17 protein-coding genes and 1 other annotated feature are annotated in these 24,898 nt (G+C 37.0%); of the genes, 12 read left to right on the forward strand and 5 right to left on the reverse strand.

Annotation, left to right across the window (positions count from 1 at the left end; all coding sequences use genetic code 11):
• Window positions 1-74: 74 nt before the first annotated feature.
• The 4 genes from AC1VS3_RS06355 to AC1VS3_RS06370 all read left to right on the forward strand — a co-directional run bounded on the left by AC1VS3_RS06355 (window position 75) and on the right by AC1VS3_RS06370 (window position 11,977).
• On the forward strand, window positions 75-6,719 hold the full coding sequence (locus AC1VS3_RS06355) for a phosphodiester glycosidase family protein (protein ID WP_481275550.1): 6,645 nt from the start codon (window positions 75-77) through the stop codon (window positions 6,717-6,719).
• A gap of 242 nt (window positions 6,720-6,961) precedes the next feature.
• Window positions 6,962-7,192, forward strand: a binding site (T-box leader).
• 30 nt (window positions 7,193-7,222) lie between these two features.
• Window positions 7,223-7,882: a vitamin B12 dependent-methionine synthase activation domain-containing protein gene (locus AC1VS3_RS06360; protein ID WP_008687040.1), complete on the forward strand. Its 660-nt coding sequence runs from the start codon at window positions 7,223-7,225 to the stop codon at window positions 7,880-7,882.
• Complete coding sequence (locus tag AC1VS3_RS06365) at window positions 7,872-10,217, forward strand: homocysteine S-methyltransferase family protein (protein ID WP_008687042.1); 2,346 nt, start codon at window positions 7,872-7,874, stop codon at window positions 10,215-10,217. The genes AC1VS3_RS06360 and AC1VS3_RS06365 overlap by 11 nt, the downstream gene beginning before the upstream one ends.
• On the forward strand, window positions 10,217-11,977 hold the full coding sequence (locus AC1VS3_RS06370) for a bifunctional homocysteine S-methyltransferase/methylenetetrahydrofolate reductase (RefSeq protein ID WP_008687044.1): 1,761 nt from the start codon (window positions 10,217-10,219) through the stop codon (window positions 11,975-11,977). Before AC1VS3_RS06365 ends, AC1VS3_RS06370 begins: the two co-directional genes overlap by 1 nt.
• Window positions 11,978-12,147: 170 nt before the next feature.
• On the opposite strand, the gene AC1VS3_RS06375 is transcribed toward AC1VS3_RS06370, so the two are convergent.
• Both AC1VS3_RS06375 and AC1VS3_RS06380 read right to left on the reverse strand, forming a co-directional pair.
• The gene (locus AC1VS3_RS06375) at window positions 12,148-12,471 is read right to left on the reverse strand and encodes a sodium:proton antiporter (protein WP_132224931.1); all 324 of its coding nucleotides are present in this window, start codon (window positions 12,469-12,471) and stop codon (window positions 12,148-12,150) included.
• Between the two features lie 108 nt (window positions 12,472-12,579).
• The gene (locus AC1VS3_RS06380) at window positions 12,580-13,332 is read right to left on the reverse strand and encodes a DeoR/GlpR family DNA-binding transcription regulator (RefSeq protein ID WP_481275551.1); all 753 of its coding nucleotides are present in this window, start codon (window positions 13,330-13,332) and stop codon (window positions 12,580-12,582) included.
• Window positions 13,333-13,560: 228 nt separating this feature from the next.
• On the opposite strand from AC1VS3_RS06380, the gene hxlA reads away from it, so the two are divergent.
• The gene (hxlA, locus tag AC1VS3_RS06385) at window positions 13,561-14,187 is read left to right on the forward strand and encodes a 3-hexulose-6-phosphate synthase (protein WP_119983397.1); all 627 of its coding nucleotides are present in this window, start codon (window positions 13,561-13,563) and stop codon (window positions 14,185-14,187) included.
• A gap of 43 nt (window positions 14,188-14,230) precedes the next feature.
• Window positions 14,231-14,791 carry a 6-phospho-3-hexuloisomerase gene (gene hxlB / locus AC1VS3_RS06390; RefSeq protein ID WP_008687052.1) on the forward strand — a complete coding sequence of 187 codons (561 nt, stop codon included), beginning with the start codon at window positions 14,231-14,233 and terminating at the stop codon, window positions 14,789-14,791.
• A gap of 323 nt (window positions 14,792-15,114) precedes the next feature.
• On the opposite strand, the gene AC1VS3_RS06395 is transcribed toward hxlB, so the two are convergent.
• Together AC1VS3_RS06395 and AC1VS3_RS06400 are read right to left on the reverse strand one after the other, a co-directional pair.
• A complete protein-coding gene (locus tag AC1VS3_RS06395; RefSeq protein ID WP_008687054.1) occupies window positions 15,115-15,552 on the reverse strand; it encodes a hypothetical protein in 438 nt (145 codons plus the stop codon).
• Window positions 15,553-15,569: 17 nt separating this feature from the next.
• A complete protein-coding gene (locus tag AC1VS3_RS06400; RefSeq protein ID WP_008687056.1) occupies window positions 15,570-16,445 on the reverse strand; it encodes a class I SAM-dependent methyltransferase in 876 nt (291 codons plus the stop codon).
• A 288-nt stretch (window positions 16,446-16,733) separates the two neighbouring features.
• On the opposite strand from AC1VS3_RS06400, the gene AC1VS3_RS06405 reads away from it, so the two are divergent.
• The 3 genes from AC1VS3_RS06405 (at window position 16,734) to AC1VS3_RS06415 (ending at window position 20,059) form a co-directional block, all read left to right on the forward strand.
• On the forward strand, window positions 16,734-17,894 hold the full coding sequence (locus AC1VS3_RS06405) for an alanyl-tRNA editing protein (protein ID WP_008687058.1): 1,161 nt from the start codon (window positions 16,734-16,736) through the stop codon (window positions 17,892-17,894).
• Between the two features lie 146 nt (window positions 17,895-18,040).
• On the forward strand, window positions 18,041-18,745 hold the full coding sequence (locus tag AC1VS3_RS06410) for a hypothetical protein (protein ID WP_008687061.1): 705 nt from the start codon (window positions 18,041-18,043) through the stop codon (window positions 18,743-18,745).
• A 78-nt stretch (window positions 18,746-18,823) separates the two neighbouring features.
• Window positions 18,824-20,059 (forward strand): hypothetical protein, encoded by a 1,236-nt coding sequence (locus tag AC1VS3_RS06415; protein WP_008687064.1) that lies wholly within the window; start codon window positions 18,824-18,826, stop codon window positions 20,057-20,059.
• 112 nt (window positions 20,060-20,171) lie between these two features.
• On the opposite strand, the gene AC1VS3_RS06420 is transcribed toward AC1VS3_RS06415, so the two are convergent.
• Complete coding sequence (locus AC1VS3_RS06420; protein ID WP_117548131.1) at window positions 20,172-21,773, reverse strand: LCP family protein; 1,602 nt, start codon at window positions 21,771-21,773, stop codon at window positions 20,172-20,174.
• A gap of 249 nt (window positions 21,774-22,022) precedes the next feature.
• Between AC1VS3_RS06420 and AC1VS3_RS06425 the strand changes: the two genes are divergently transcribed.
• The 3 genes from AC1VS3_RS06425 (at window position 22,023) to AC1VS3_RS06435 (ending at window position 24,691) form a co-directional block, all read left to right on the forward strand.
• The gene (locus AC1VS3_RS06425) at window positions 22,023-22,634 is read left to right on the forward strand and encodes a CpXC domain-containing protein (protein ID WP_117548132.1); all 612 of its coding nucleotides are present in this window, start codon (window positions 22,023-22,025) and stop codon (window positions 22,632-22,634) included.
• Between the two features lie 50 nt (window positions 22,635-22,684).
• On the forward strand, window positions 22,685-23,506 hold the full coding sequence (locus AC1VS3_RS06430) for a hypothetical protein (protein ID WP_117548134.1): 822 nt from the start codon (window positions 22,685-22,687) through the stop codon (window positions 23,504-23,506).
• A gap of 123 nt (window positions 23,507-23,629) precedes the next feature.
• On the forward strand, window positions 23,630-24,691 hold the full coding sequence (locus tag AC1VS3_RS06435) for a hypothetical protein (protein WP_481275552.1): 1,062 nt from the start codon (window positions 23,630-23,632) through the stop codon (window positions 24,689-24,691).
• Window positions 24,692-24,898 lie beyond the last annotated feature (207 nt).

Below are 24,898 nucleotides of genomic sequence, written 5' to 3' on the forward strand. Positions count from 1 at the left end.
GAAAAAGGTTGAAAAAAGGCTTAAGTCTTGTATTGACATTCATCATGGTTTTTAATGTTGTTTTTTCATTTCAAATGGAACAAGCACATGCTAAGATCAATGTTAATAACGACAAATTACCTGATGGCTATGTTTTAGTAAAGAAAACAGATAAAACAATAGCACCGGGTATCAGTGAAACGGAAATCGTTACGAATACTACAAAAGGAGATAAACAGCAGATTGACTACATGATGGAAGTCCAGATGTCAAAAGATTCTCCAACAAAAGTAGTAGCAAGTTATGGTTCTAATTATGATGCATCTTCATGGGAATTAGCTACGATGGCAGAACAGGCCAAGGGCTATGAAGACTACATGAAGAAAAATGGTATCAAAAATGAAACGGTAGTTGCGGCAGTTAATGCTGACTTCTTCCATATGGGGACAGGGGAACCACAGGGTGCCCTGGTAATGAATGGCAAGATTATCAAACAACCAATCGATACATATTTTTGTATTACAAAAGAAGGAAAAGCAGAGATACGTGATGCCAGTCAGCCAATGGATGACTGTGAACAGGCTGTTGGTGGTGGACCATTCTTAGTAAAGAATGGCGAGCCGCAAATGATTCCTGATATGGTAAGAATGACAAGAGCAGCAATCGGCTTAAAGGCAGATGGCTCTATTGTTACTTTTACCACACATGGTATTTCTGATCAATCATCTGGACACACTGTTCCAGAGATGGCTAGTTTGTTAGCTGCTGCTGGCTGTGTAACGGCCATTAACTTAGATGGTGGCGGAAGTGCTACATATATGGCTAGATACGAGGGAACGAATGCTTTAGAAGCACGCAATAATCCTTCTGATGGTAAATTACGTGCTGTTTCCAGCGGTTTATTATTCCTATCGACAAGTGTGAAAGATGGAAAATTTGACCATAGTTCTATTTCGCCAAATGATGAAGTATATACTCCAAATCAAACGGTGAAATTCAATGCGACCGGTGTTGATGGCGGCGGTGGAGAAGCACCAATGCCAGCAGGGGTTACATGGGCTGTTGAAGATCAAAGTATTGGTACTATCGATGCGAATACCGGAGTTGTTACTTTAAAAGATAAAGAAGGAACGCTTGTTGTAAACCAGATGTATCAAGGAAGAGTAGTGGGAACGGCATCTATCGAAGTGCGTCATCCTGATGAAATTTCGTTTAAGACAGAAGAAATAAGTCTTGGCTTTGAAGCGGAATCTTCTTTAGGACTAGAGGTTCGCTGGCAAAAACGTAATGTGCATATCAAAGGCGGAGATATTGAATGGGAAGTTTCTAATCCAAAAATGGGTCATTTCGATGGAAATACGTTTATTACATCGGATGGTGAGACACTGGAAGGAACCGTTACCGGTTATTCAAAATATAATCGTGATGTAAAGGGCAGTATTCATGTCATCGTTGGTAAGCTCCCTACTGTTGCATGGGATTTTGAAGATCAGAAACAAATAAATGAAGAAACAGGAGAAGAAACGATCATTCCTGCAAAAGAATATTGGAAAATCGGACATGATGGTGAAGATACGCCATTTATCACTATGGCAAGTGCTGAAGATACCGGAGTATCAGCAGAAATTGTTGATATCGATACAGGCGAAGTCAGAATGGGTAAAAATGCTTTAAAATTATCTTATGACTTCACGAATTCAGCGAATACGACCCGTGGTGCTTATTTTGGTACAAAGGATAATTATGAAATACCAGGTTCACCTACAGCAATCGGTGTTTGGGTATATGCGCCTGAAGGTATTGATAATTTCTGGTTGCGTGGACAGGTAGCTTATCAGCAGGCAAATGGTGAATGGGTAGAGGCTGGCTCTAGCATGTATGTTGACTTTACCTATCAGACGAATCAGGAATTACCGGATCATTCGCATGTATCAAAAGAAGATGCCGGAATCAACTGGACGGGATGGAAATACCTAGAAGCGGATTTGACTGGCAAAGGGGCAACAAAATTTAAACTGGCTAAAGGTGCTACTTTTAGAATCATGTATGTTCCAGGCATTGAGATGGGAAGCAAAACAGCCGGTGAAATCTATTTGGATAACATGCAATTTGTCTACGGTACGAATGTAGATGATACGGATTCACCTATCATTGACAAGGTACAATATAGTACAGACAATCAAAAATTCCAAACATTTGGTGACAACGATGTTATCACAAGTAATAAAATTTCCTTCATGAGTACTTTCCATGATGTTGAAAATAAATATACAAAAGGAATGGAATATGATCTAATCCGTATGTATGTTGATGGTGTTAATGTCGGTGTTAAAGGACAAGATGAATCAGGCGGTACTATATTTGCGGATAACTTTATTGTAGATAGCAGTAAAAACGTTTCTTATCTGTATGATATGGAACTGGCAAATGGTGTACATTCCATCAGAACCGTTATTCGTGATAAGGGTGGTAATGAAACAGAGCAAACACATTACTTTACGGTAAAAGGTGAGAACGCAAAGCATACAACGTTATCCCTAGAGCCTGCGACAACGGAAAATCCAGTATTAAATAAACCTTATGATCTGGAAATCAAAACAAATCGCTTAGAAGATCTGGATGAAATCACTACCAAAATCGCGATAAAGAAAGAATTTGCTCAAAATTATGAAATCATTTGGAATGAAGATTTTGGAAAAGTAGAGGATTCCTATAATAGTGCTAAGGGAGTACTTACCTTAAAAGGGAAACGAAAAACAGAAGCTGCCGTTACCGGTGAAGGAGTCGTAGCAACCATTCGTTTGAAAATGCCAAGTGATGTTAAAAAAGGTACTCAATTAACTTATTTAGTACAAAGTGGTCAAGCGACTTATAACAGTGAAAAACCGGAACACTATGCAAAATCATTCTCAACGAAAAAAACTAGTATCGAAATCATTGCGCCTTTAACACTGAAAACAGATACGATGTTTGTTGGAATGAGCGGAAAAATTTATGTTGTAGATGCTAGTGGAAAAGCAGTTGAAGGTGCAGAAATTTTCAATGTGGATACTAACCAATCGTTAGGTACCACAAATGCGGATGGCTATATAGAAACAGATGCATTAAACCAGGCTGTTGCTATGTTCTCCATCTATGCTAAAAAAGGCGAAGATGTATCCTTCATCTTAACTGATTATAGTTTTGCTATAGCAGGAAATGAGGATGGCTCACCACAATACGTTATGAGCCATGCAAGTAAAGATGTTAATACACAAAAGAGTGTTACATGGTTTACAGATCCATTTAAATCACAAAACAAAGCCATTATGCAGATAGCTACTAAGGCTGATTTTGATGCAAACAAAGAAAAGGCATTTAAGAATGTAACCGGAACGACAGAATTAATTAAACTTGATGGTTCCGCAAACGTGGAAGATAACCATGCGTTCCGTTTAAATAGCGTAATTGCAACGGGTTTAAGTTCTGGAACAGCGTATGTTTATCGTGTTGGTGACGGTGATAAATGGTCAGATCTGAAATCATTTACAACACCATACAAAAATAAGAACGTAAACTTCTTTGTATTAGGTGATATCCAGACATTGGATATGGATAGAACCAACCGTATTGCTGATGCGTTAATGAACAATGGTATCAAATATGATTTTGGATTGCAAACAGGTGATGCAGTAGATAATGGCGCAAAATTTGAATATTGGGATGGTATTGCAAATCTTTATGGAGAATTGTTTAATAGTCTTGATATGATCCATGTCTTTGGTAACCATGAATATGAAGGAGATTTAACTGGCGATAACAGTAAGGCTATTTATAATATACCAAGTGAAAACAATGGTGATTACTATTCCTTCGAATATGGCAATATGTATTTTGCGGTAATCAACTTTACGAAAGATACGAATAGGCTAAATCGTGCAGCTAGTTGGCTTGTAGAAGACGCTAAAAAGAGTGATGCAACTTGGAAAGTTTTAGCAATTCATCAGCCTGCATATTACACCAATCCAACCGGTGGTAATGACATTATCAATAAAATTATTCCGCCTGCATGTGATGCAGCTGGTATTGACTTTGTTTTCTCAGGTCATGATCATACGTATAATCGTACGAAACCTTTAAAAGGTGGAAAAGTTGATAAAGACAATGGAACTGTCTATTTGATTAGTGGAACAACTGGTGATAAGACATATCCAACTACAGATACAGGTTTCGAATTTGACAAATATATCACAACATTTGATGGCGTATATATGAGTGTTTCAGCTACGACAAAAGAATTCACAATTGAAGCACGCGAAGCAAATGGAAACATCTTGGATACTTATACAAGAACCAAAGAATACAAATGTGATAAAGATGGACATGAATATGAAATTGTTGATGGCTATGCTGTTTGTATTCACTGTAAAGAAACAATTAGCCTGAAATCATTTACAGGTATCGCTAAAGATAAAGCAACCGGTAAATATATGGGATTCTTGGGCGGTCAGAAACAGATCGGCTGGAAACAATTTGCGGATACCATGTACTACTTTAATGCAGATGGTTATTCCGAAGATGTAGAAATTGTGTATCATGATGACCCAAGCTGTATGATACGTGAACGTACGAAATATTACTGTCCTGCAGCGAATGAATATAAAGAAATTGTCGGAACAAGAGCACCTCTTCATGAATATGAAACGCAGCCAGATGGCACTAGAATTTGTAAGGTATGTGGCTGGAGACAGGTAAGTGTTGATGAGATTGATGTTACTACGGAATATGATGGATATTACTATACCGGTGGCAAGAGAACTCCAAAGATTGTCGTTAGTTATACGGATGAAAAGGGCAAGAAGACAGTATTTAGACAAGGCGCGGATTTTGAATATTTAGTACATTATGGAAAAGATGCTACTGATTCAGAACCAGCTGTTAATAATGTATTGCCAGGCAAGGGATATTTTGAAATTATTCCAATTGAAATAAATATCGGTGATGCTGTAGATAGACATCGTGGAAGTATTACAGGTAGAAAGTATTTTAGCTTTGATATCCTTGTACAAAATCCAAAACGTATGACAGCGAGCGATGTTACCATGCATGAAGCAACCTTAACTTGGGATAAAGCTTCTAACATAACGGGTTATGAATTATATCAATATAGTGATGAAACAAAAGCATATGAGATGATTCAAAAATTTGATAATCCTAATGTAAATACTTATACTGTGAAACAGTTAACATCATCTACGAAGTATAAATTCAAAGTAAGATCCTATCTAAATGTTGATGGTAAAACTTATTATAGTTCTGATAGTAAAGAACTTAACGTGACAACGAAAGTATTAGCTGTTGCTGCTCCTAAAAATGTTACAAGCAGCAATGTCACACAAGATGCTTTAACCTTATCATGGGATAAGGCAGCAGATGTGGAAGGATACCAAGTATATCAGTATAACGAGAAAACAAATAAATATGATTTGGCAAAAACAGTCAAAACAACTTCTTGTACAATACAAAACTTGAATCCTAATAAGCAATATGCATTTAAAGTCAGAGCTTATGCAAAAGCTGATGGTAAAACTTATTATAGTTCTTATACAACGACGTATAAAGTAAGAACAAAAGCATTGACTGTCACAACTCCTGAGAATGTTTCATTAACAGATATTAAGCATACTTCAGCAACAATTTCTTGGGATAAAGTAAGCAACGTTTCAGGATACAAAGTTTATAAGCTTGATACAAAAGCGAAAAAATATGTAGCGATTGCAACCTTGACGCAAACCTCTTATAAACTACAGAATTTAGCTCCGGAAACAACGTATGTTTATAAGGTTAGAGCATTTGTAACCATTGATGGAACAAACCATTATAGTGACTATACAAAACCAAAGACGTTGAAAACAAAAGCTGAACCAGTACCTACAGCAATAAATGCTCCTAAATTGAATCAAATCAAGGCCAGCAAGGGTATCTTGACATTAACATGGAATAAAGTAAGCGATGCTACTGGTTATAATATTTATCATTATAATCGTAAAACGCTGAAATATGAAAATATTGGTTGGACTAAGAATACCACTGTACAGTTAAAAGATCAGCCTAAGGGTGAAATCGATACGTATCGTGTAAAAGCTTACTACAAGAAAAATGGAAAAACAGTAATCAGTAAGTATTCAAATGCACAGTCGGCAAAATTATTTGACAGTACAAAACTGAGCAGTGTTACACAAAAAGATGAACAATTGAAGTTCTCTTGGAATAAGGTAAATGGTGTAGGTGGTTACAGCATCTATCGCTATGATAATGTTAAGAAAGCTTGGCAGTATCTGGGTGCCACCACAAAAACAACGTATACAGATAAAGCAGCAGTTGCTGGAAAACGTTACTTATATCGTGTTTTACCATATGGTAGAGTCAATGGTGTCGCATTCTTTGGACCATACAGCAGTTCTGTTGAAGGTATGATGCTGAAAGAGACAAAAATCAAAGATGTTAAATCTTATGTAGGTAAAATACAGTTCTCATGGGATAAAGTACCAGGAGCACAAGGCTATAATGTTTATCGTTATAACAACAAGACAAAGAAATGGGAAACTATGAAAAGTGTCTTAAAAGGAACAACATACAATGATACGAATGTAAAAGCAGGTGAAGTATATCGCTATCGTGTAAGACCATATTACTGGTCATCAACACATAAAGTAAAATATGGTGAATATACGAAGTATGTTGGTATTCGCGCCAGATAAAAGGCAGAATATATTTCAGCAGTAAATACACCAAGAAAGGTCATCCCTTATCATAAGGGATGACCTTTACTTTCTTTATATAGCAATGATGGATATATTTCAGTAAAGTTTAAGATACAGAGTGGTATGTTCACAATAAGGATTTTACCTTTAGTATTTGAAGAGTGAATCATTGTATATAATGTTATATATTTCATCGCTCTTTATTGACGAATGTGATTCGCAATGGTAAAATTAGGCAATAAAATGCGTTGAAGAGAAGAGTAACAGGATAAGAACTATACAGCGAATCTTGCCATGGTGAAAAAAGATTAGGGAATGTCCTGAGAAGATGGTCTTGGAGCTACTTTTTTCGATATGGTAGAAAAAAGCGTAAATGCTGCGTTACAGGCAGGAGCATAGGTATGCTTCATGAGGTCACTGAAGAACAGTGATGAAATTAGGTGGTAACACGATAAACTTTCGTCCTAAGGATGAAAGTTTTTTTGAAAGGAGGCTTTTTTATGCTATGGAAACCGCCAAAGGTGAAGGAAGAAGATATCTTACATTATCTGGGTAGTCAGATGATGGATGAACTTCTTCATAAGCAAGTGGAAGAGATGATGACACTTCTTAATCAAGATGTGCGATGTCAGGTCATTTATCGAACACTTCCATTAGAAAATCATCAATGCCGTTATATAAAACTGCAAGGGAAGAGCATACAGGCCTTATTGAAAGAAAGCCATGCTGTTATCATCATGGCCGCTACCTTAGGGATTAAAACAGACAGGCGCCTACGTGCGTTGGAAATCAGTGATATGGGAAAAGCATATGTGTATAATGCCTGTGCGAATGCAATGATTGAAGCAGTTTGTGATGATGTAAATGAACAGCTTCGCAGACAATATGCAAAACGACAAGCGTTCTTGACCGATCGTTTTTCTTGTGGTTATGGAGATTTGCCAGTGAGTACACAAAAAACTTTTTTACAGGTAGTAGATGCTGAGCGAAAAATTGGTTTACACGTTAGTGAATCCTGCATGCTAGTGCCGGAAAAAAGTGTTACGGCGATTATCGGCATTGCGAAAACAGTACAGCCAGCTATCGTTCGCGGATGTCGCGTATGTGCATTGAAAGAACACTGTGAATATCGTAAAGGAGGAACTGTTTGTGAAAGATAAGGCGATGATAACATTATTAGATGGTGCGATGGGAACCATGCTGCAGGAAAAAGGATTAACACCGGGAGAATTGCCCGAAGTATTCGGATATCATCATGGTGATATTGTGACAAGTATTCATAAAGCGTATGTGGAAAGTGGTGCAGATATCATTTATGCAAATACGTTTCAGGCAAATCGTAAAAAATTAAAAAAGAATGGTTTTAGTGTACAGAAAATTATAACTTCGGCTATCCAACAAGCTAAAAAAGCAGCCAATGTAACAACAAGAGTAGCGCTTGATATAGGACCGATTGGCGAATTACTGGAACCAAATGGCTATTTAACGTTTGATGAAGCATACGATATTTTTAAGGAAATGGTAATGGCCGGGCAACAAGCGGGTGCTGATTTAATCGTGTTTGAGACAATGAGTGATCTGATGGAAGTTAAGGCAGCTATTTTAGCGGCGAAAGAGAATAGCAATTTGCCAATTTTTGTGACCATGAGTTTTGAAAAAGATCATCGTACATTTACCGGATGTTGTGCTGCCAGCTTTGCCTTGTTAGCTGAACGTTTAAGGGTCGATGCCGTTGGCGTCAATTGTTCATTGGGGCCAGATGAGCTGTTGCCAATCGTGGAAGAAATGGCCGCGTATACAAACCTGCCTCTCATTGTCAAGGCAAACGCCGGGCTACCGGATCCATTAACAAATACTTATGCGATGCAAGCACATGAGTTTGCGAACAGTTTACAGCGTTTTACACATTTGCCTATCCGTTATATAGGTGGCTGTTGCGGTACAACGCCTGCATTTATTGCCGAATTAAAACAGCACGCTATGACAGGAACAATGGTTGCGAAAAAAATACCATCCTGTGTTTGTACACCAACCAAATGTGTAACAATGGATGGGGTGCGGGTCATTGGAGAACGCATTAATCCAACCGGAAATAAACGGATGAAACAGGCATTACTTGATCATGATTTAGATGAAATTGCAGCGATTGCTATGGAACAGATAGAAGCAGGTGCGGAAGTGTTGGATGTAAATGTGGGATTGCCGGGAATTGATGAAAAACAGATGATGGTGGAAGTAATTCGTCATTTACAGACGTTGGTTGATGTTCCTTTACAAATTGATTCTACAGATCCAGCGGTTATTGAAGCAGCCTTACGGATATATAATGGAATTGCTATCGTAAATTCAGTGAATGGAGAAATATCTAGCATGCAACAGATTTTACCGCTCATTGAGCGATATGGGGCAAATGTGGTAGGGTTGACGTTGGATGAACAAGGGATTGCCAACGATGCCTCAAAACGATATCAAATTGCAAAGCGCATTCTTACTACAGCGCAACAATATCATATAGAAAAAGAACGAGTTTTTATTGATTGTCTGACACTTACGGTATCTGCGCAGCAAAAAAGCGCCATTGAAACATTAAAAACATTACATATGGTGAAAGAAAAATTACAGGTACCTACAGTATTAGGAGTATCTAATATTTCTTTTGGCTTACCAAGACGCCTCTTATTAAATCAGAGTTTTCTTACCATGGCTTTGAGCGCCGGATTGAATATGCCGATTATCAATCCAAATCATGCCGCGATGATGGAGGCAGTGTATAGTTTTCGCGTATTGCATGGTTTGGATGTCGATGCCCAAGCGTATATTGAACGCTTTGCTGAGCAAAAAGATGGTGAACAAAATAAAGGGAATGAAAAAGCTGGCATCACGATAGATATGGCGATTCAAAAAGGTTTAAAGGAAGAAACCAGAGCATTATGTAAGAAGTTATTGGAAAAGGAAACACCATTGACGATCGTTGATGCGTATCTGATACCGGCACTTGATAAGGTAGGAAATTTGTATGAAAACAAGCAACTATATCTTCCTCAGCTTATCAATGCAGCTAGTGCATCACAGGCCGCTTTTGATGAAATTAGACAGCAATTGCAACGGCAAGGAAAGACGACCATCACCAAAGGCAAAATTTTATTGGCAACGGTACGCGGTGATGTTCATGATATAGGAAAAAATATTGTAAAAGTCGTTTTGGAAAATTACGGCTATCAGGTATTTGATTTAGGAAAAGATGTTCCAGTAGATATAATTGTAAAAACGGCAGTCGAAAAGCAAATACCCTTGATTGGATTAAGTGCATTAATGACGACGACACTCGCTGCTATGGAAGAAACGATTCAAGCACTGCATGCATGTAAGCATCCTTGTAAGATCATGATTGGCGGGGCTGTTGTCAGTCAAGAATATGCGGATAAAGTGCAGGCTGATTATTATGCAAAAGATGCAAAAGCAAGCGCAGATATCGCAAAGGAGGTGTTTGGGTGATGCATCCATTGTTCATGAAACAAAAGCGCTTGTTATTTGATGGTGCTTTTGGTACATATTATGCATCCTTATACGGCAATGAAGAGCCTTGTGAAATGGCGAATGTAAAAGCTCCAACACGGGTGGCTGCTATTCATGAAGAATATCTGAAGGCGGGAGCAAATGCCATCAAAACAAATACCTTTGCGATGAATGAGGCAGTCTTGGATTGTAGTAAGGCGAAACGAGAAGAGTTGTTAAGGCAAGGCTATCGTATTGCCAAGCGCGTAGCAACCCCTTATCAGGCATCTGTCTTTGCGGATATCGGTCCCTGTGTAGAGACGAGAACGCGCAGTGCTTTTACGCAATATAAAGAATTGGTGGATGTTTTTTTAGAAGAGGGTGCAGATTGTTTTCTATTTGAAACTTTGCCTAATGATCATGGTATTCATGAAATAGCAGCATATCTGAAAGAACGTTGTCCCCATGTATGCGTACTAGTAAGTTTTGCTGTGACAGCAGATGGCTATACGCAGCAAGGGGTACCTTTGACAAAATTGGTGAAAGCAGCACATGAAGATGAAAATATTCATGGCTTTGGCTTGAATTGTATTTGCGGGCCGATGCATATGCGCCGTTTATTGAAGTATTTTGATACAAAGAAAGATACCATTCTTATCATGCCAAATGCCGGTTATCCGACAATTTTAGCCAACCATACGTATTTTCGTGATAATAGTAGCTATTATGCGCAGGAAATGGAAAAAATCAGCAGTATGGGTGTTCGTATCTTGGGTGGCTGCTGCGGTAGCAAGCCTTCTTATATTCAAAAGATCAAAGAAAGATTACAAGAAGAAGCTGTGTTATCACTTCCCACACCGGCAGCGAATGATCCGGTTCTTTATAAGGATTGCAATCCTTTGCGCAAAAAATTACAAAGAAAAGAAAAAGTCATATGTGTAGAATTTGATCCACCCATGGATTGCCGTATCGAACGATTTATGAATGATGCGGAATATCTCAAGGAGCAGGGAATAGACGCAATTACGATTGCCGATTGTCCGATTGCCCGTGCACGGGTAGATAGTTCTTTGTTGGCCTGCAAATTGCACCGTGAATTAGGCATAGATGTCATACCGCATATGACATGTCGTGATCGTAATATTAATGCGACAAAAGCTTTGTTGTTTGGGTTAAATATTGAAGATATTTATAATGTGTTGGTCGTAACAGGAGATCCTATACCGGCGGCAGATCGTCAGGAAGTAAAAGGTGTATTCAGCTTTAACTCACAATTATTGGCTGGTTATATACGCGACTTAAATGAAACTACCTTCCCTCATCCTTTTTTGATTTTTGGCGCTTTAAATGTGAATGCTGCAAATTTTAAGCAGGAGCTATTAAAAGCGAAACAAAAAATACAGCAGGGTGTACAAGCTTTTTTAACACAGCCGATTCATTCGGCCAAGGGTCTGCAAAATTTACAACAGGCTCATCGTGAATTGGATGCATGGATCTTAGGTGGTGTGATGCCTATCGTCTCTTATCGCAATGCATTGTATATGAAAAATGAGATTGCCGGTATTGAAGTAGATGATGCCATCTTATCTCGCTATGAGCATAAAAACAGGGAAGAAGCGGCAGTGTTGGCGGTTACGATAGCGAAGGCAACCATTGATGAAATGGTATCCTTTGTGGATGGGTTTTATTTAATAACGCCTTTTCACCGCGTAGAAATCATGCAACAAATTATCGCCCATATTCAGCAAATGGATGACTAAATATCTTTATATGTTAGAAGTCAGCAGGATTAGAAAAAGGATACAATGATATAAATAAATAGCATAAGTCAAAAAAAGAAGTCTGATAGCGTGTTTTAATTGCTGCTTGCACACACGATGAAAGAGACTTCTTTTTTATCGTTTATATAAAGAAACAGTTTATGTAAGGCTTATTTACGGTGTATCTGATACAAATGATGCCAATAGATCATCATCACGAATAAGCCAATGGTCAGAATACAGGATAATAACATGATGAAGATGTTTTCTTTAAAGAAATGGAAATAGCGAAATGGTACAGGAAGGAAAAAAGCAATGCCAAACAACATCCACATGATACCAGTTTTATGATTAAATGTAACAGGATCATGAAACGTTAATTGTTGATAGGTGGGACTTGACCAAAACCACATGGCTTCTTTGCGACGATATGCATAAACCCCAATGCTAAAAAAACTAATGGCAAGGATGGTAGCTAATAATGTTACATTCATAAGAAAACCTCACTTTTTAACACCCTTACTATACCATAAGTACTACTAGATGAAAACTATTCAGGGAAAAAGTAATCTATCAATTTTGAAAGGTTAAAAAGCAATTGATCATTCTGCTACGATGATATTCGCAATGCCTTTGACAACGGCAGCATCTTTTTCACTGATTGCATCTGTTATCATGACATCAAATTCCTGACACTGTGCAAAGGTAAAGGTAGAATGCTTTTGATATTTACTGGAGTCACACAATAGGATGCTGGTTTCACTGCGTTTTAAGACATGCTGTTTTACTTCCAATTCTTCATGAGAAAAGGTTGTCGGACCATTCAAAAAACCATCACAGCCTAGAAAACAAGTATCAAATACAATTGTATCGATGATATGAGTCGCAAAGGTTCCAATGGTTGATTTTCCCCGTTTTTGCAGTTTACCTCCAGCAATGATAAGATCATGTTGTGTTTCGGAGATGATTTCCGCAATCGCCAATGAATTGGTAACAACGGTTAAGCCTTTCTTTAGACGTAAATATTTAGACAGATATAAGGTCGTACTGCCTGGATCAAGAAAGATGATAGAATTATCACGAATATAGGATAATGCCGCTTTTGCAATCAGTTGTTTTTCATAAGCATGTTCATTCAATTTCACATCCAAAGGCAACTGATAATAGCTGTTTAAGATTTCAGCACCGCCATGTGTTTTGACAATTAATCCGCGCTCTTCCATGACATTCAGATCTTTACGAATCGTTTCCGTTGTGACTTCCATGCGTGCAGCTAACTCATTCACACGAACAGAGCCTTCTGCTAAAATAAGGCGATAAATTTCATCTCTTCTGGTATCGGTATTTTTTGACATAAGAAACCTCCTTTTCCATTCTTTGTTTTGCTTTCTTCATCGTAAGACAAGTTGTGTGTCATGTCAAGCATTGCTTGGTTTTTGCTTGTAAAAGTTGGTTAAATTTTGTGATTAAAGATGAAAACAAAGAAATAATGCTTTTTCTTTTAAAAAAACAAAAGTGATTATTGCGATTAAAAAGAAAACGTACTATCCTATAAGCAGTTAGAAAAAGGAGCGAAACAGCATATGAAATTACAAGTGGCTTTAGACACATTAACATTAGAAGATTGCCTTACATTATTAGAAGAAACTAAAGGCAGTGTCGATATTGCGGAGGTGGGAACTCCCTTTATCATCGAAGAAGGAATGCGCCCCGTGCGTGAATTTAAGAAACACTTTCCTGATATTGAAGTATTGGCAGATGCCAAAATTATGGATGCCGGTGAATTAGAAGCCGAAACAGCTTTTAAAGCCGGTGCGGATATCGTTACGGTATTAGGTGCCAGTAATGATGAAACGATTCTTGGTGCTGTAAAGGCAGCAAAGAAATATCATGGAAAGATTATGATTGATATGATTGCCGTTAAAAATTTGGAAGAGCGTACAAAAGAGATTGATGCCATGGGTGTTGATTATATTTGTGTGCATACGGCATTTGATGTACAATCCAGTGGAAAAGATCCGTTGGATGAACTAAAGATTGTGAATCGCGTAATTCAGCATGCCCAATCTGCAGTAGCCGGTGGTGTAAAGCTTTCTACCATTGATGCTATCGTTGAAGAAGGCGCAGGCATTATCGTTGTTGGTGGTGCTATCTGTAATGCACAAGCGCGTGCTGAAGCAGCGAAAGAAATGAAACGTCATCTTCGATAAACCTAGCAATTTAGAAATTAAGAAAAGAAAGAAGGAGTATATTATGAATAATAAAGAATATGCCGATATTGTCTTAAAAGAATTAACACATACATTAACCGCGATTGATCAAGAAGCGGCAAAGCAATTTGTTTCTTTGATCGATCAAGGTGATGAAATTTTCTGTGCCGGGGCCGGCCGCAGTGGTTTTCAAGTAAAAGGCTTTGCAATGCGTTTAATGCATATGGGCATTCATAGCTATGTGGTAGGGGAAACTTGCACACCTAATATTGCAGAGAATGGCGTATTGGTCATCTGTAGTGGTTCCGGTGAGACAAAGAGTTTAGTCAATCATGCCGCAAAGGCAAAAGAAATGGGTGCGCGTGTCGCCTTAATTACTATCAATACAGAATCTACGATAGCAAAGATGGCGGATGTCGTCGTAGAAATCAGTGCTCCATCACCTAAGAGTGCCAAACAAGGAGATATCAAATCTATTCAGCCGATGGGGTCTTTATTTGAGCAAAGTGAAGGGATTTTCATGGATATTGCTGTGATGATGTTGATGGAAAAGCGCAACATGACAAGTGATACCATGTTTGGCCGTCACGCCAATATGGAATAATACGTAAGGTAGTATACCCATATAAAGGATATGGACCATTTTGGCATGACAATTACTGCTATCATAAAAGGTTTCATAGATATGTAGAAAAGGACAACATCATACCCCCTGTAAGACACATACAAAAAACGTATAAGTCTTATAGGGGGTTTTTATACAGTGAATGACGCTATGTGAAAAGGAAGATGGCATATCTACCCATATCTTATAATAAATGATAATTCGCCATGATTGTGTAGGCATAAAAAAAGCATAGCCACTTTCACATGGCTACACTGTCAAGAGTACAAGTTATCTTCTATGAGATACTGTTTTCTTTTGCTTTATTTAGCGATTTCGCTGACTTCTTCTTTTGATAATTTCTGCCAATCCTTTACTTCGTTTTCAGCAGAATAAACAGCATATTCTCCGGCAGGGATTTCCTTGCCTTTTTCATCTTTGGCAAATTTTACGATTTCTTCCATCTTGCCATCTTCTTTTATGCTGTAGTACATGTTAGCTTTCTTACCATCCTTTGTATCAACACTGATATGAACGATTGTTCCATCACCTACTAATACCTGTGGATCATTATCGCTTGCATTGTAAAACAGACTTTCTCCGGTATAATATTCTACGCCAGTTACATTCACTTTATCCTTCACATCATCAATAAAGGATTTGGTGTTTTTCATGACATCCTCTTTCGCATCTTTTGTGCTGCATCCAACTAACAGTGCAGCGGCACAGAATGCAAGTGCCAATGTTTTAAAATGTTTCATACTTTCCTAAACTCTCCTTATTCTTTAACCCATCTTCCATATATACCACAAGGTAAAATTGTTTGGCTGCGTGTGATTGGCAAACCGATTTCACCGGCTTCAATATAACCGTTGCCATGTTTACGGGCAATGGTAGCATGCAGTAGATTGTGAAGGACTGTTGGCGGAAAACCTGTTGTATAGGAATTCACCAAGAAGAATAGAGGATCCTCGTCCAAGATTTCAAGACAGGCGGAAATTAAAGGATATAGCTGTTCTTCAATTTTCCAGACTTCACCATTAGGACCTCTGCCATAACTTGGGGGATCCATGATGATGGCATGATAGGTTCTGCCCCGGCGTTTTTCACGCTGAACAAATTTCAAGACATCATCAACAATAAAGCGAATCTTGCGATCTTGCAGATGGGAGAGCATCATATTCTCTTTCGCCCAATTTACCATCCCTTTACTGGCATCCACATGTACGACTTCACTTGCCCCGGCACTGGCGCATGCCATTGTGGCACCGCCGGTATAGGCAAATAGATTCAAGACACGGATATCTTGATCCGCATGACTGATCTTATCCATCATGAAATCCCAATTGGCTGCCTGTTCAGGAAACAATCCGGTATGCTTGAATCCGGTTGGTGAAACTTTAAAACGAAGATTTTTATATTCGATGGTCCAGCTGTCTTTAAACTTCTTTTTATATTCCCAACTGCCACCGCCGGATTTACTGCGATGATAGTGGGCATGAGGCTGTTTCCAAAGCGCATCTTCTTCAGCAATCGGCCAAATAACCTGAGGGTCAGGACGACGTAAGATAATATCTTTCCAACGTTCCAGTTTTTCGCCATTTCCTGTGTCCATGCACTCATAATCTTTCCAGTTTTCAGCAACCTGATTCATTCTACCACTCCTTGTGATTTGCCTATTCATTATATCACGATATGTTACAAACTCAAGATGATTAGGCGAATTTCAAAAGAAAACAAATGATTACGTTTGTTCATAAATCTTATACATGCAAGATTTAGGATTCATACAAAATTTTCAATATCATGAAAGCGATGTATCGTACAAGATATGGCATAGTCATAGAAACCCATGATTTCACATATTATAAAGAAAGGATAGCCGTGAAATAATGATGAATTTGTGATAAAATTAAAGATAATAAAAAAAGGAGGAACGCTTATGTATAATAAACTTTATGATAATTGCTTTAAAACCGAATTAAACACCAAGGTTCTTAAGGTTGAGGAAGAAAACGGGTTATACTGGCATGCCTGTAAAGATACGATTTTCTATGTAGAAAGTGGCGGTATGGCAAGTGATATTGGAATGATGGATAACCATATGGTACTTGGTCTTAAGAAAAAAGATGGCTATTTATGGCATTTGCTGGATGTGAAGTTAGAAGGTGCTGTTTTTATGAGCATCAATTTGCATGAACGTTTCCGTAAATGTCAAATACATACGGCACAGCATCTTATCAGTGCTGTATTGAGTAATGTTTATAAGGTACACACCCTTGCTCATCATGTCGGGGATGAAGAAAATGATGTGGAATTTGATTTTCCGGATTTCAATGAAAAAATGGCAATTGAATTGCAAGTGCTATGTAACGGACTTATTCGCGATGATCTGAATGTCAGTATTTTATATCCGACAAGAGCAGAAGCTTTGGCACATCTGCCACAAAAGGATGTCATGCGTGACGATTTGCGTATCGTTCGCATCGGAGCCCTAGATTATACGTTATGTGGTTGTATGCACGTCCCTTCTTTACGTTATTTACAATTGTTGTTTATTCGTGGTTTTGAGAAAACCAATAAGGGGTATAAAATCAAATATCTAGTCGGTGATCAGTTATTGGATTGTGTAGAACGCCGTTATAAGGTGTTGGATGAAGTCAGTCATTCATTAGCAATTTCGCATCTATATTTAGATACCGGTGTGGGACGTATCATTAATGAAACGCGGAAACTTCATAATGAAGTAAGTGATTGGAAACAAAAATACTATAAGATGCTGGCTAAGGAACTGGGGCAAAGAGAAGAACAGCTGATCATTGAACAGTTTGAGGATATTGATAATAAATCGTTAGTAAAAATGGCTTCCTTCTTATGTGATACATATCAGAAGGCGGTAATTCTGATTGGCAAGATGTATGATAATGCGCATATTGTCGTTGCTGCAAATCCAGGCAATGGTTTGGATGTGAAGGCAGTGTATGAGATGCTTGCGGATACGTATCATTTAAAGGGAAATGCTGGATCCAGCATTGCCCAAGGCGGCGGTTTATATAAGGAAGATATGCTTACAAGGATACAAGAACTGATCAAAAATGTTTAGATGAAAAAGGCGGCATGTGTTGAACAAGTGTAGCAATGCATGCTGTTTTTACGTAATTTGCTTAAGGATTTCTTAAAAATTACGGAGGCAGATGTACTTTCATTTATCATCTGTGGTATACTTAACTATAGTTGTGGAGGTAAAGTATGAAACCTTTAATGAAAAAATTGGTTTTGACGATGGCTGCAGTATCCCTACTAATTCTTGGCGGATGCAGTTCCAATGATCAAAAGAATGATAAAAAAGGCAGTGATAGTGAGACAAAAAAGGAAGAAGTTAAACTTATTAAAAATGATCGATATGTTGAACCGTTAAACCCAAGCGAACAACAAATCAAAGCATTTAATTCCTTAAGTGCAGCTGTTGAGAAAAATCCAGATCATGCGATCAGTGAAGAAGAGGCCAAACAGGTTGCCGTTAATTTTGTTTATGATTTCTTCACTTTAGCAAATAAAAAGTCACGCAGTGACATTGGTGGTCTGCAATATCTGCCAAGTGACAGTATTCGTGAATACATAGAGTTTGCCGAGGCATATTATTATGGCAACTATCCTACCATCGTAAATGAATATGGAAAGGATGCGCTTCCGCAAGTAAGTGCGGTGAAGGTGGAAAGCAGCGAAGAAGCACAGTTTGTATATAATGACACAACTTGTGATGGTTTCACTTTTAAGGTAAGTGTCAGTTATGCAAAGACGGATTTAAAAGAAAGTGCTTTAAAGAAAGAAATGCGTATCAAGGTTATGAAGATCATGGATTATGATTTCAATCGTTCTTACGATTACACCAAACGAAATCTGGTTTTTGAGGGCGAAATGAAGTCGGTTTATCGAGTATTAGCAGTAGAATAGGGAGCTGAGTAATCAGTTCCTTTTTCAACCAATCGTAAAAGGAAGAGGTATGTACACAATGTCATGAAAGGAGTCATTATGTCAATTGAAATTGTCTTAGAAGGTAAATTAGAAAAAGAAACACAACGTGAGCAATTTAGTGCGTTTTTAAAAAAACAATGTGAGGAAAAGAAATTAAAGTTTGAAGATTTTGATACTTTTGTGAATATTGAAGTCTGTCCACAGGGCTATATTGAATGCAGTTATGAAGGCTGTTTTATCACTCTGACGGCGCAGACAAATGTCGCCGGTCCCGGATTTCATGCTTTCGCATGCCGTTTTTTTGATGATGTAATAGCGGAAAGTGAATGGCCTTTTGAAGTGAGTGATCCCACCAAGTATTATGAACAACGCAATTTTGAAACACTGAAATATAACTATTTTTATCGCTGGCTGCAGGATATCGCAACGTATGTAGAGGAGCATGTTGCAGAATATAAAAATCTGTGCATTTGTTGGCGCAGTGATGATTATCAGCCAATGAGTAAAGCCGATAGGGTCGTTACACCTATGGGATACCTTTCTGTACATGCGTTTAAAACATTGGAAATTGAAGAACTGGCACAGCGATTCTTTGTATGGAACAATTTAGCGCGCGATGCCCAGTACTATAAAAATTGTGCAATTGCTTTATTATGGAAAGATTGTTATTATGAATACAGTGGAATGAATGAGACTACAGATAAGATTGCGCATACGATCATTGATTACTTAGAAGCTGCATATGAGGCAGATGATACGATTGGCCTTCCTTTAGATATATATGAACTATTGTGTGATTGTCTGATGCGCGAAAAGTTGATTCATCATGGTGTAGATGAGCCGATTGCGAATATCGGATATCGCCGCCATCTGGTATGGTATCCTTTTGGGAATTGGAACATACCAGTGGATGGATGCAGTGAAAATAGTTTTGATAACAGTACACAAACATTGCATTTCATGGCTCCGTATAAAACCAGTGATGAACCTTGGCGATGGCTAATCAAAGCAAATGTTTATCAATTTGAAAAGAATGTTGAGGATTATTTGGAAATGCTGAGCAATCCACAAAATGCATTAGAAAGTTTTGTGATTGAGGATGGAGATGTCAAAGGAAAGGGTATCATTGAACAGTTAGAAGAATATCTTCATATTGTTGCACAGTTTAATTGTGGCAAGGATACCTTGATCATGGAATATATCTTAAATGATGAAAAAGATATTGCGATGATGAAGGATTGGTTGCATAAGATTACCCATCGTACTTATAATGATGAAACTTTGAAAAATTGATACAGAATAATGTTTATGCAAGCAGAGATTTCTCTGCTTTTCTTTTCGGTATAGCTTGTTCTACGCTTATGTATAAAAAAAGAATGACGTGTGTCATTCTTGCATACAAACATTAATGTGGATCGTCTGCCATGCTATCCCAAACAATGTTAGGATCATCGTTAACAGCTGGTGTATCTTTATAAAGGTTTGTTAGATCAAAGTGATACTCCTTCATTTCCAATTGTTTGCTGGCGCCATCATAAGCATTCAGTAAGGCATGAACCTCATTTTTGTTAAACAGGTATACATCCTTTTTACCTTCACTTTCCGCGATACTTGCGACATAGCGTGTATCATAAACACCGTTATCACTGGAAATAGAAGAGATGGTCCAAGGTTTCATATTTTCTAATTCGCTGGAAACAAACTTAGTAATCTGATTTGCTGGCATGTCTGTAATCACGTAATTAGGCGCAATTTCCAGTAATTCATTTACATAAGTAATAGCACTAGGGGAAACAAGTTTATTGATAATAGCCTTAATGATCCGTTGTTGAGCACGTTCACGTCCTGGATTATCATAACCTAAGGTTTTACGATGGCGAGAATATGCCAAGGCTTGTTTTCCATTTAAATGTTGTTCGCCTTTTTTCAAGCAGATGAGATCATCTTTTTTGAAACTGCGGTTCTCATCTTGTTCACAGAAATCAATCTCAACATCAACATCAATACCATCTATGGTATCAACAATTTGAATCAATGAATTGAAGCTGACACGGGCATAATAATCAATAGGAATACCAAAGAACTGCTGTAAGGTTTCTACGCTGATATCGATTCCATACATTCCCGTATGGGTGAATTTGTCATTGACATTGTTGGTCGCTGTATTTGGAATAAAGCCATCTCTTGGAAGGGACACCATATCAATATGATTTGCTCGCGGATTGACGATTAAAATCAGATTGGTATCGGTACGTGTCTGCTGATCCGGAGAGCCTACATTATCCAAACCACTCAGATAAACGGTAAAGGTTTCTTTTGTAATATCCTTATGTTTCTTTTGATTGTCTGTTAATTCGCGTTCATAGGTTTCAATGATCTTTGTTTCTTCCGAGAATTTATCAATATTGGCCGCTGACATGTTGTAGAAAGTTTCACTCATGGCAATAGCAGCTACAGCATTATTTTCTAAATCTGTTATTAAAGCCGTATAATCCATTTCTTCTCTTTCTTGAAAGGAAATTTCTTTTTGCAACAATGTTTTCATATAAGTTGCATTATCCTCATCACTGCCATTTTGGAATCCGATCGTCTGATCTTTTAAATCGTCTAAGTTTTGGATATCAGCGTCTTTTTTCACAACGACGAACATTTTAGATTTTTTGGTTGTTGAGCCATCTTCATTCACAGTCGTTTTACTGATCTTGTTAATGGTCGTTCGCGACTTATCCAGAAAATAACCGCACGTCCCAATACATACCGTTAAGACGATCAATACAAAACGTTTCATGACCAATCCCCATGTAGGAAGTTTCTTAAAGTTTAAAAGAAGGAGGATGAGGAAACTACATCCGACAACAACGGCAAAGATCGTTATCCATTTCATTGGTATCAGACCAAACGTATAAGCGATGTAAAAGCTGATGACACTGACAATCAGCATGATTGCCAGTAAAACGATGTCAATAATCAGACTACGTTTACGGGTATTTTTTTCTTTCTTTTCCATATTGCTTTACCTCATATAGTAATTTTACTTTATTCATTTGTAACAACCATTATTATAATATAGAAAAAGGACGGATTGAAAGCCTTTTTTATGAAGTTTTGTTAATATTCATCAAATTCTTACAAAAGTTGATAAAGAAAAGGAATGGATAGGTACGATTTTACTAAGGTGTTGGTATCTATAAGGTAGAGACAGGTAGTACGTGACTTTTTGGCGTAAGCGTGTATAATGTACATAGTTGGTGATTTAATGAAATCGATCTTAGTAGAAATAACATGTCCGACTTGTCTTTGGCATACGCACAAGCCTAGTGATACCGTAGTAATTCCGGAATTTGAACCAGATTTAAAGCAACAATTGGAACAGGAAGAATTCTATGCGTTTACCTGTCCAAGATGTGGAACACGCATATCTTTTTTTCATACTTGTATATATCCGGATAAACAACATCATTTTGTCTTATTGATGAAATCAGAAAAAGAAAAGAAAGCGGTGGATCATCACCTGTATGCAGATATGTCCGCCACGAAACGTTATATATCCGATGCTCGTGACATTGCAGAAAAGATTCATATATTGGAAGAAGGTTTCGACGATCGAGTCATCGAGATTCTGAAATTAAAAGTTTATATCTATCTGAAGAAACAACAGCGTTATCCTAATACACTTCGTTATAAAGATAGGGATAAACAAAGTGAAACGATTTGGTTTTCTTATACAGAAAATGATCAAGAAGATGTATTAGCCCTAACATGGGAATCCTATCTGCAAGTTAAGCAACGCATGCCAGAAGAAGATACCAAAAAATTTCATGAAATCAATCAGCGATGGGCGTTACAACACATTAAAAATTTTACATAAACAGACATCTGTTTTTTAATTACGCAGGTTATGAATGAATTGAGGTAAGTATGAAAGAGCAAATTGACATTATTGATATAGGCATGACATTTCAAATGAGTCTTGATGCATTTCTAGAAGAAAGTCATGTCGGCTATACTAAAAATGAACAATCCTATCAACAGGCTTTATTAAAGCTTGAAGAGAGTAAGCGTGTTCGTTCCTGGCAGAAGAAACAGCAAATAGCTTATGAAGCATTAGATATATGTGAAGACTGTATTGAGGCCTATATGATGCTTGGAACCTATGAAGAAGATCATGCAGTAAGAATACAGCGTTATAAAGAGGGAATGGAATTAGCTACTATGAATTTAGGTAAAGATTTTTTCTTACGCAAGGTAGATGATTTTTACTCTATTGAGCAGGCAAAACCTTTATTTCATATTAAGTTCACTTATGCGTGCGCACTTTATGAAGCTGGCTGTATGCGCAAAGCTCAACAACAGTTCCAGGAAATTTTAAATCTAAATCCTTCTGATGCCTTCTGTGTACATCATTATCTTTATGCGCTGTCTTTGTATTTTGAAGAATATGAGAGTTGCAAAGAGCTCTTACAGAAATATGATCAGCATTCAGCAATGGATTGTTATGTACGTTTTCTATTATCATTGAAAACAGAAAATTATGCTGCGGCTAAAACAGCTATACCATATCTACAGGCTGCCAATTGTCATTTCTATAATATATTGACCTATCGCAGTATGAATACCTTGTCACAAAGCCAATCCATGACGCCGAAAAGTGAAGAAGAAGCTGCTTATATATACCGTATTTTGAACAAAGTTATTCATGTTATGGAATATTTACCAATGTTTTTAGTAAAGAGCGAATAGCTCTTTTTCTTTGTTTTTTTGAAATAATTCAGTTCAATCGCTTTTCTGTTAATTCTATTTCCAAAAAATGGAAAATACTTTATACTTATGTGAGGGGGAGTGATTATGTAGAGGAGAATTTTAGTGAGAATTAAAAACAAAAACAGAATTCGTGTCATTGGTAAATTAATAAGGATCTACCGTGAAGAAAAACGTCATAATACACAGAATGAGTATACGTTATTAAGATTTTGTGATGGTATTTGTACGATCAATACCTTAAAAAGAATTGAAAGTGGCGAATGTAGTCGTTCTGATGAAGTATATGATGAATTACTTGCTAAATTGAAGCTGCGTTTTGATTATTTCCCCGAAGTTGACACTGCTGTTGAGATGATGATGGAACCATTGTATGAGGCGATTGAATATTTTGATTTAGAGGGCATTGGCAGGATTTGTGACAAAATTCTAAATTTGCTCGAACGTGTTAGAAATTATGTATATTATTCAGAACTATATAATATATTCAAGAATTTAAGGCAATATTATATCGATGATTTAACAATATCCACAGGTATTGCTTTAAGATATGAGAGTCTATTAGGTATAATGCCTCCTATATATTCAATAATACTGAAATTTTTAATCATGACAAGAAAATCTATAGATGCTCTTGATGATCCTAACATATATAATACTGCAATAAAGAAACTTGAAATGATTAATGAGAAATGCTTGTTCTTGCAATTCTTTGTTTTAAAATATTATATAACTACAAATCAATACATATCATTAATGCAATTATTAAATAAATTAGAGATGATTTTCTTAAGTAAGGAAAATTATATACGTCTAATTGATCTTTATAATTATTATTTTATGTTATATACAGTTATTGAACATGGATTACGTGATGAATATATACAAAAAGTAGATAATATTGCTAAATCAGAAAAAATACCAAATTATAAATTAAGTGAAATTTACTCAAACATTGCATCAAATTTGATATTTGAAAAAAATTATAAAAGAGCATTAGAGTTCTTTGAAAAAATGCTTAGATATAAGGAGGTACCACATATAACTGAAATTATTTATATGGCGAGCTGTCAAAGTCATTTAGAATTGCCAATAGATATACCTGATTTAACACCGGATCTTTTAGCAGAGTACTCAATTGTATTACAATATATGTATAATTATTAGAAATATTATGATGTTCCTGTTGAGATTAAACAAAAAAATATAATAAAAAATATCGCACCTAATATGTTTGATCAAGATCTCATTGATATATTTAGATTTGAAATTAAAAAGACGTTAAAGACTCAAAATAGTTATAGTAATCTATATTTATTTGATAAAATAATAGAGGATAATATGAATGAAATTTATTAAAATCTAATATGAGGT

It is taken from the genome of Longicatena sp. (genome assembly GCF_982403165.1).

Bases quoted from the DNA above. Each gene is read 5' to 3' on its own strand.
- AC1VS3_RS06355 (WP_481275550.1), top strand. From the start codon at position 75: ATGGAACAAGCACATGCTAAGATCAATGTTAATAACGACAAATTACCT.
- AC1VS3_RS06360 (WP_008687040.1), top strand. From the start codon at position 7,223: ATGCTATGGAAACCGCCAAAGGTGAAGGAAGAAGATATCTTACATTAT.
- AC1VS3_RS06370 (WP_008687044.1), top strand. From the start codon at position 10,217: ATGCATCCATTGTTCATGAAACAAAAGCGCTTGTTATTTGATGGTGCT.
- AC1VS3_RS06375 (WP_132224931.1), bottom strand. From the start codon at position 12,471: ATGAATGTAACATTATTAGCTACCATCCTTGCCATTAGTTTTTTTAGC.
- AC1VS3_RS06380 (WP_481275551.1), bottom strand. From the start codon at position 13,332: ATGTCAAAAAATACCGATACCAGAAGAGATGAAATTTATCGCCTTATT.
- hxlA (WP_119983397.1), top strand. From the start codon at position 13,561: ATGAAATTACAAGTGGCTTTAGACACATTAACATTAGAAGATTGCCTT.
- hxlB (WP_008687052.1), top strand. From the start codon at position 14,231: ATGAATAATAAAGAATATGCCGATATTGTCTTAAAAGAATTAACACAT.
- AC1VS3_RS06395 (WP_008687054.1), bottom strand. From the start codon at position 15,552: ATGAAACATTTTAAAACATTGGCACTTGCATTCTGTGCCGCTGCACTG.
- AC1VS3_RS06400 (WP_008687056.1), bottom strand. From the start codon at position 16,445: ATGAATCAGGTTGCTGAAAACTGGAAAGATTATGAGTGCATGGACACA.
- AC1VS3_RS06405 (WP_008687058.1), top strand. From the start codon at position 16,734: ATGTATAATAAACTTTATGATAATTGCTTTAAAACCGAATTAAACACC.
- AC1VS3_RS06410 (WP_008687061.1), top strand. From the start codon at position 18,041: ATGAAACCTTTAATGAAAAAATTGGTTTTGACGATGGCTGCAGTATCC.
- AC1VS3_RS06415 (WP_008687064.1), top strand. From the start codon at position 18,824: ATGTCAATTGAAATTGTCTTAGAAGGTAAATTAGAAAAAGAAACACAA.
- AC1VS3_RS06420 (WP_117548131.1), bottom strand. From the start codon at position 21,773: ATGGAAAAGAAAGAAAAAAATACCCGTAAACGTAGTCTGATTATTGAC.
- AC1VS3_RS06425 (WP_117548132.1), top strand. From the start codon at position 22,023: ATGAAATCGATCTTAGTAGAAATAACATGTCCGACTTGTCTTTGGCAT.
- AC1VS3_RS06430 (WP_117548134.1), top strand. From the start codon at position 22,685: ATGAAAGAGCAAATTGACATTATTGATATAGGCATGACATTTCAAATG.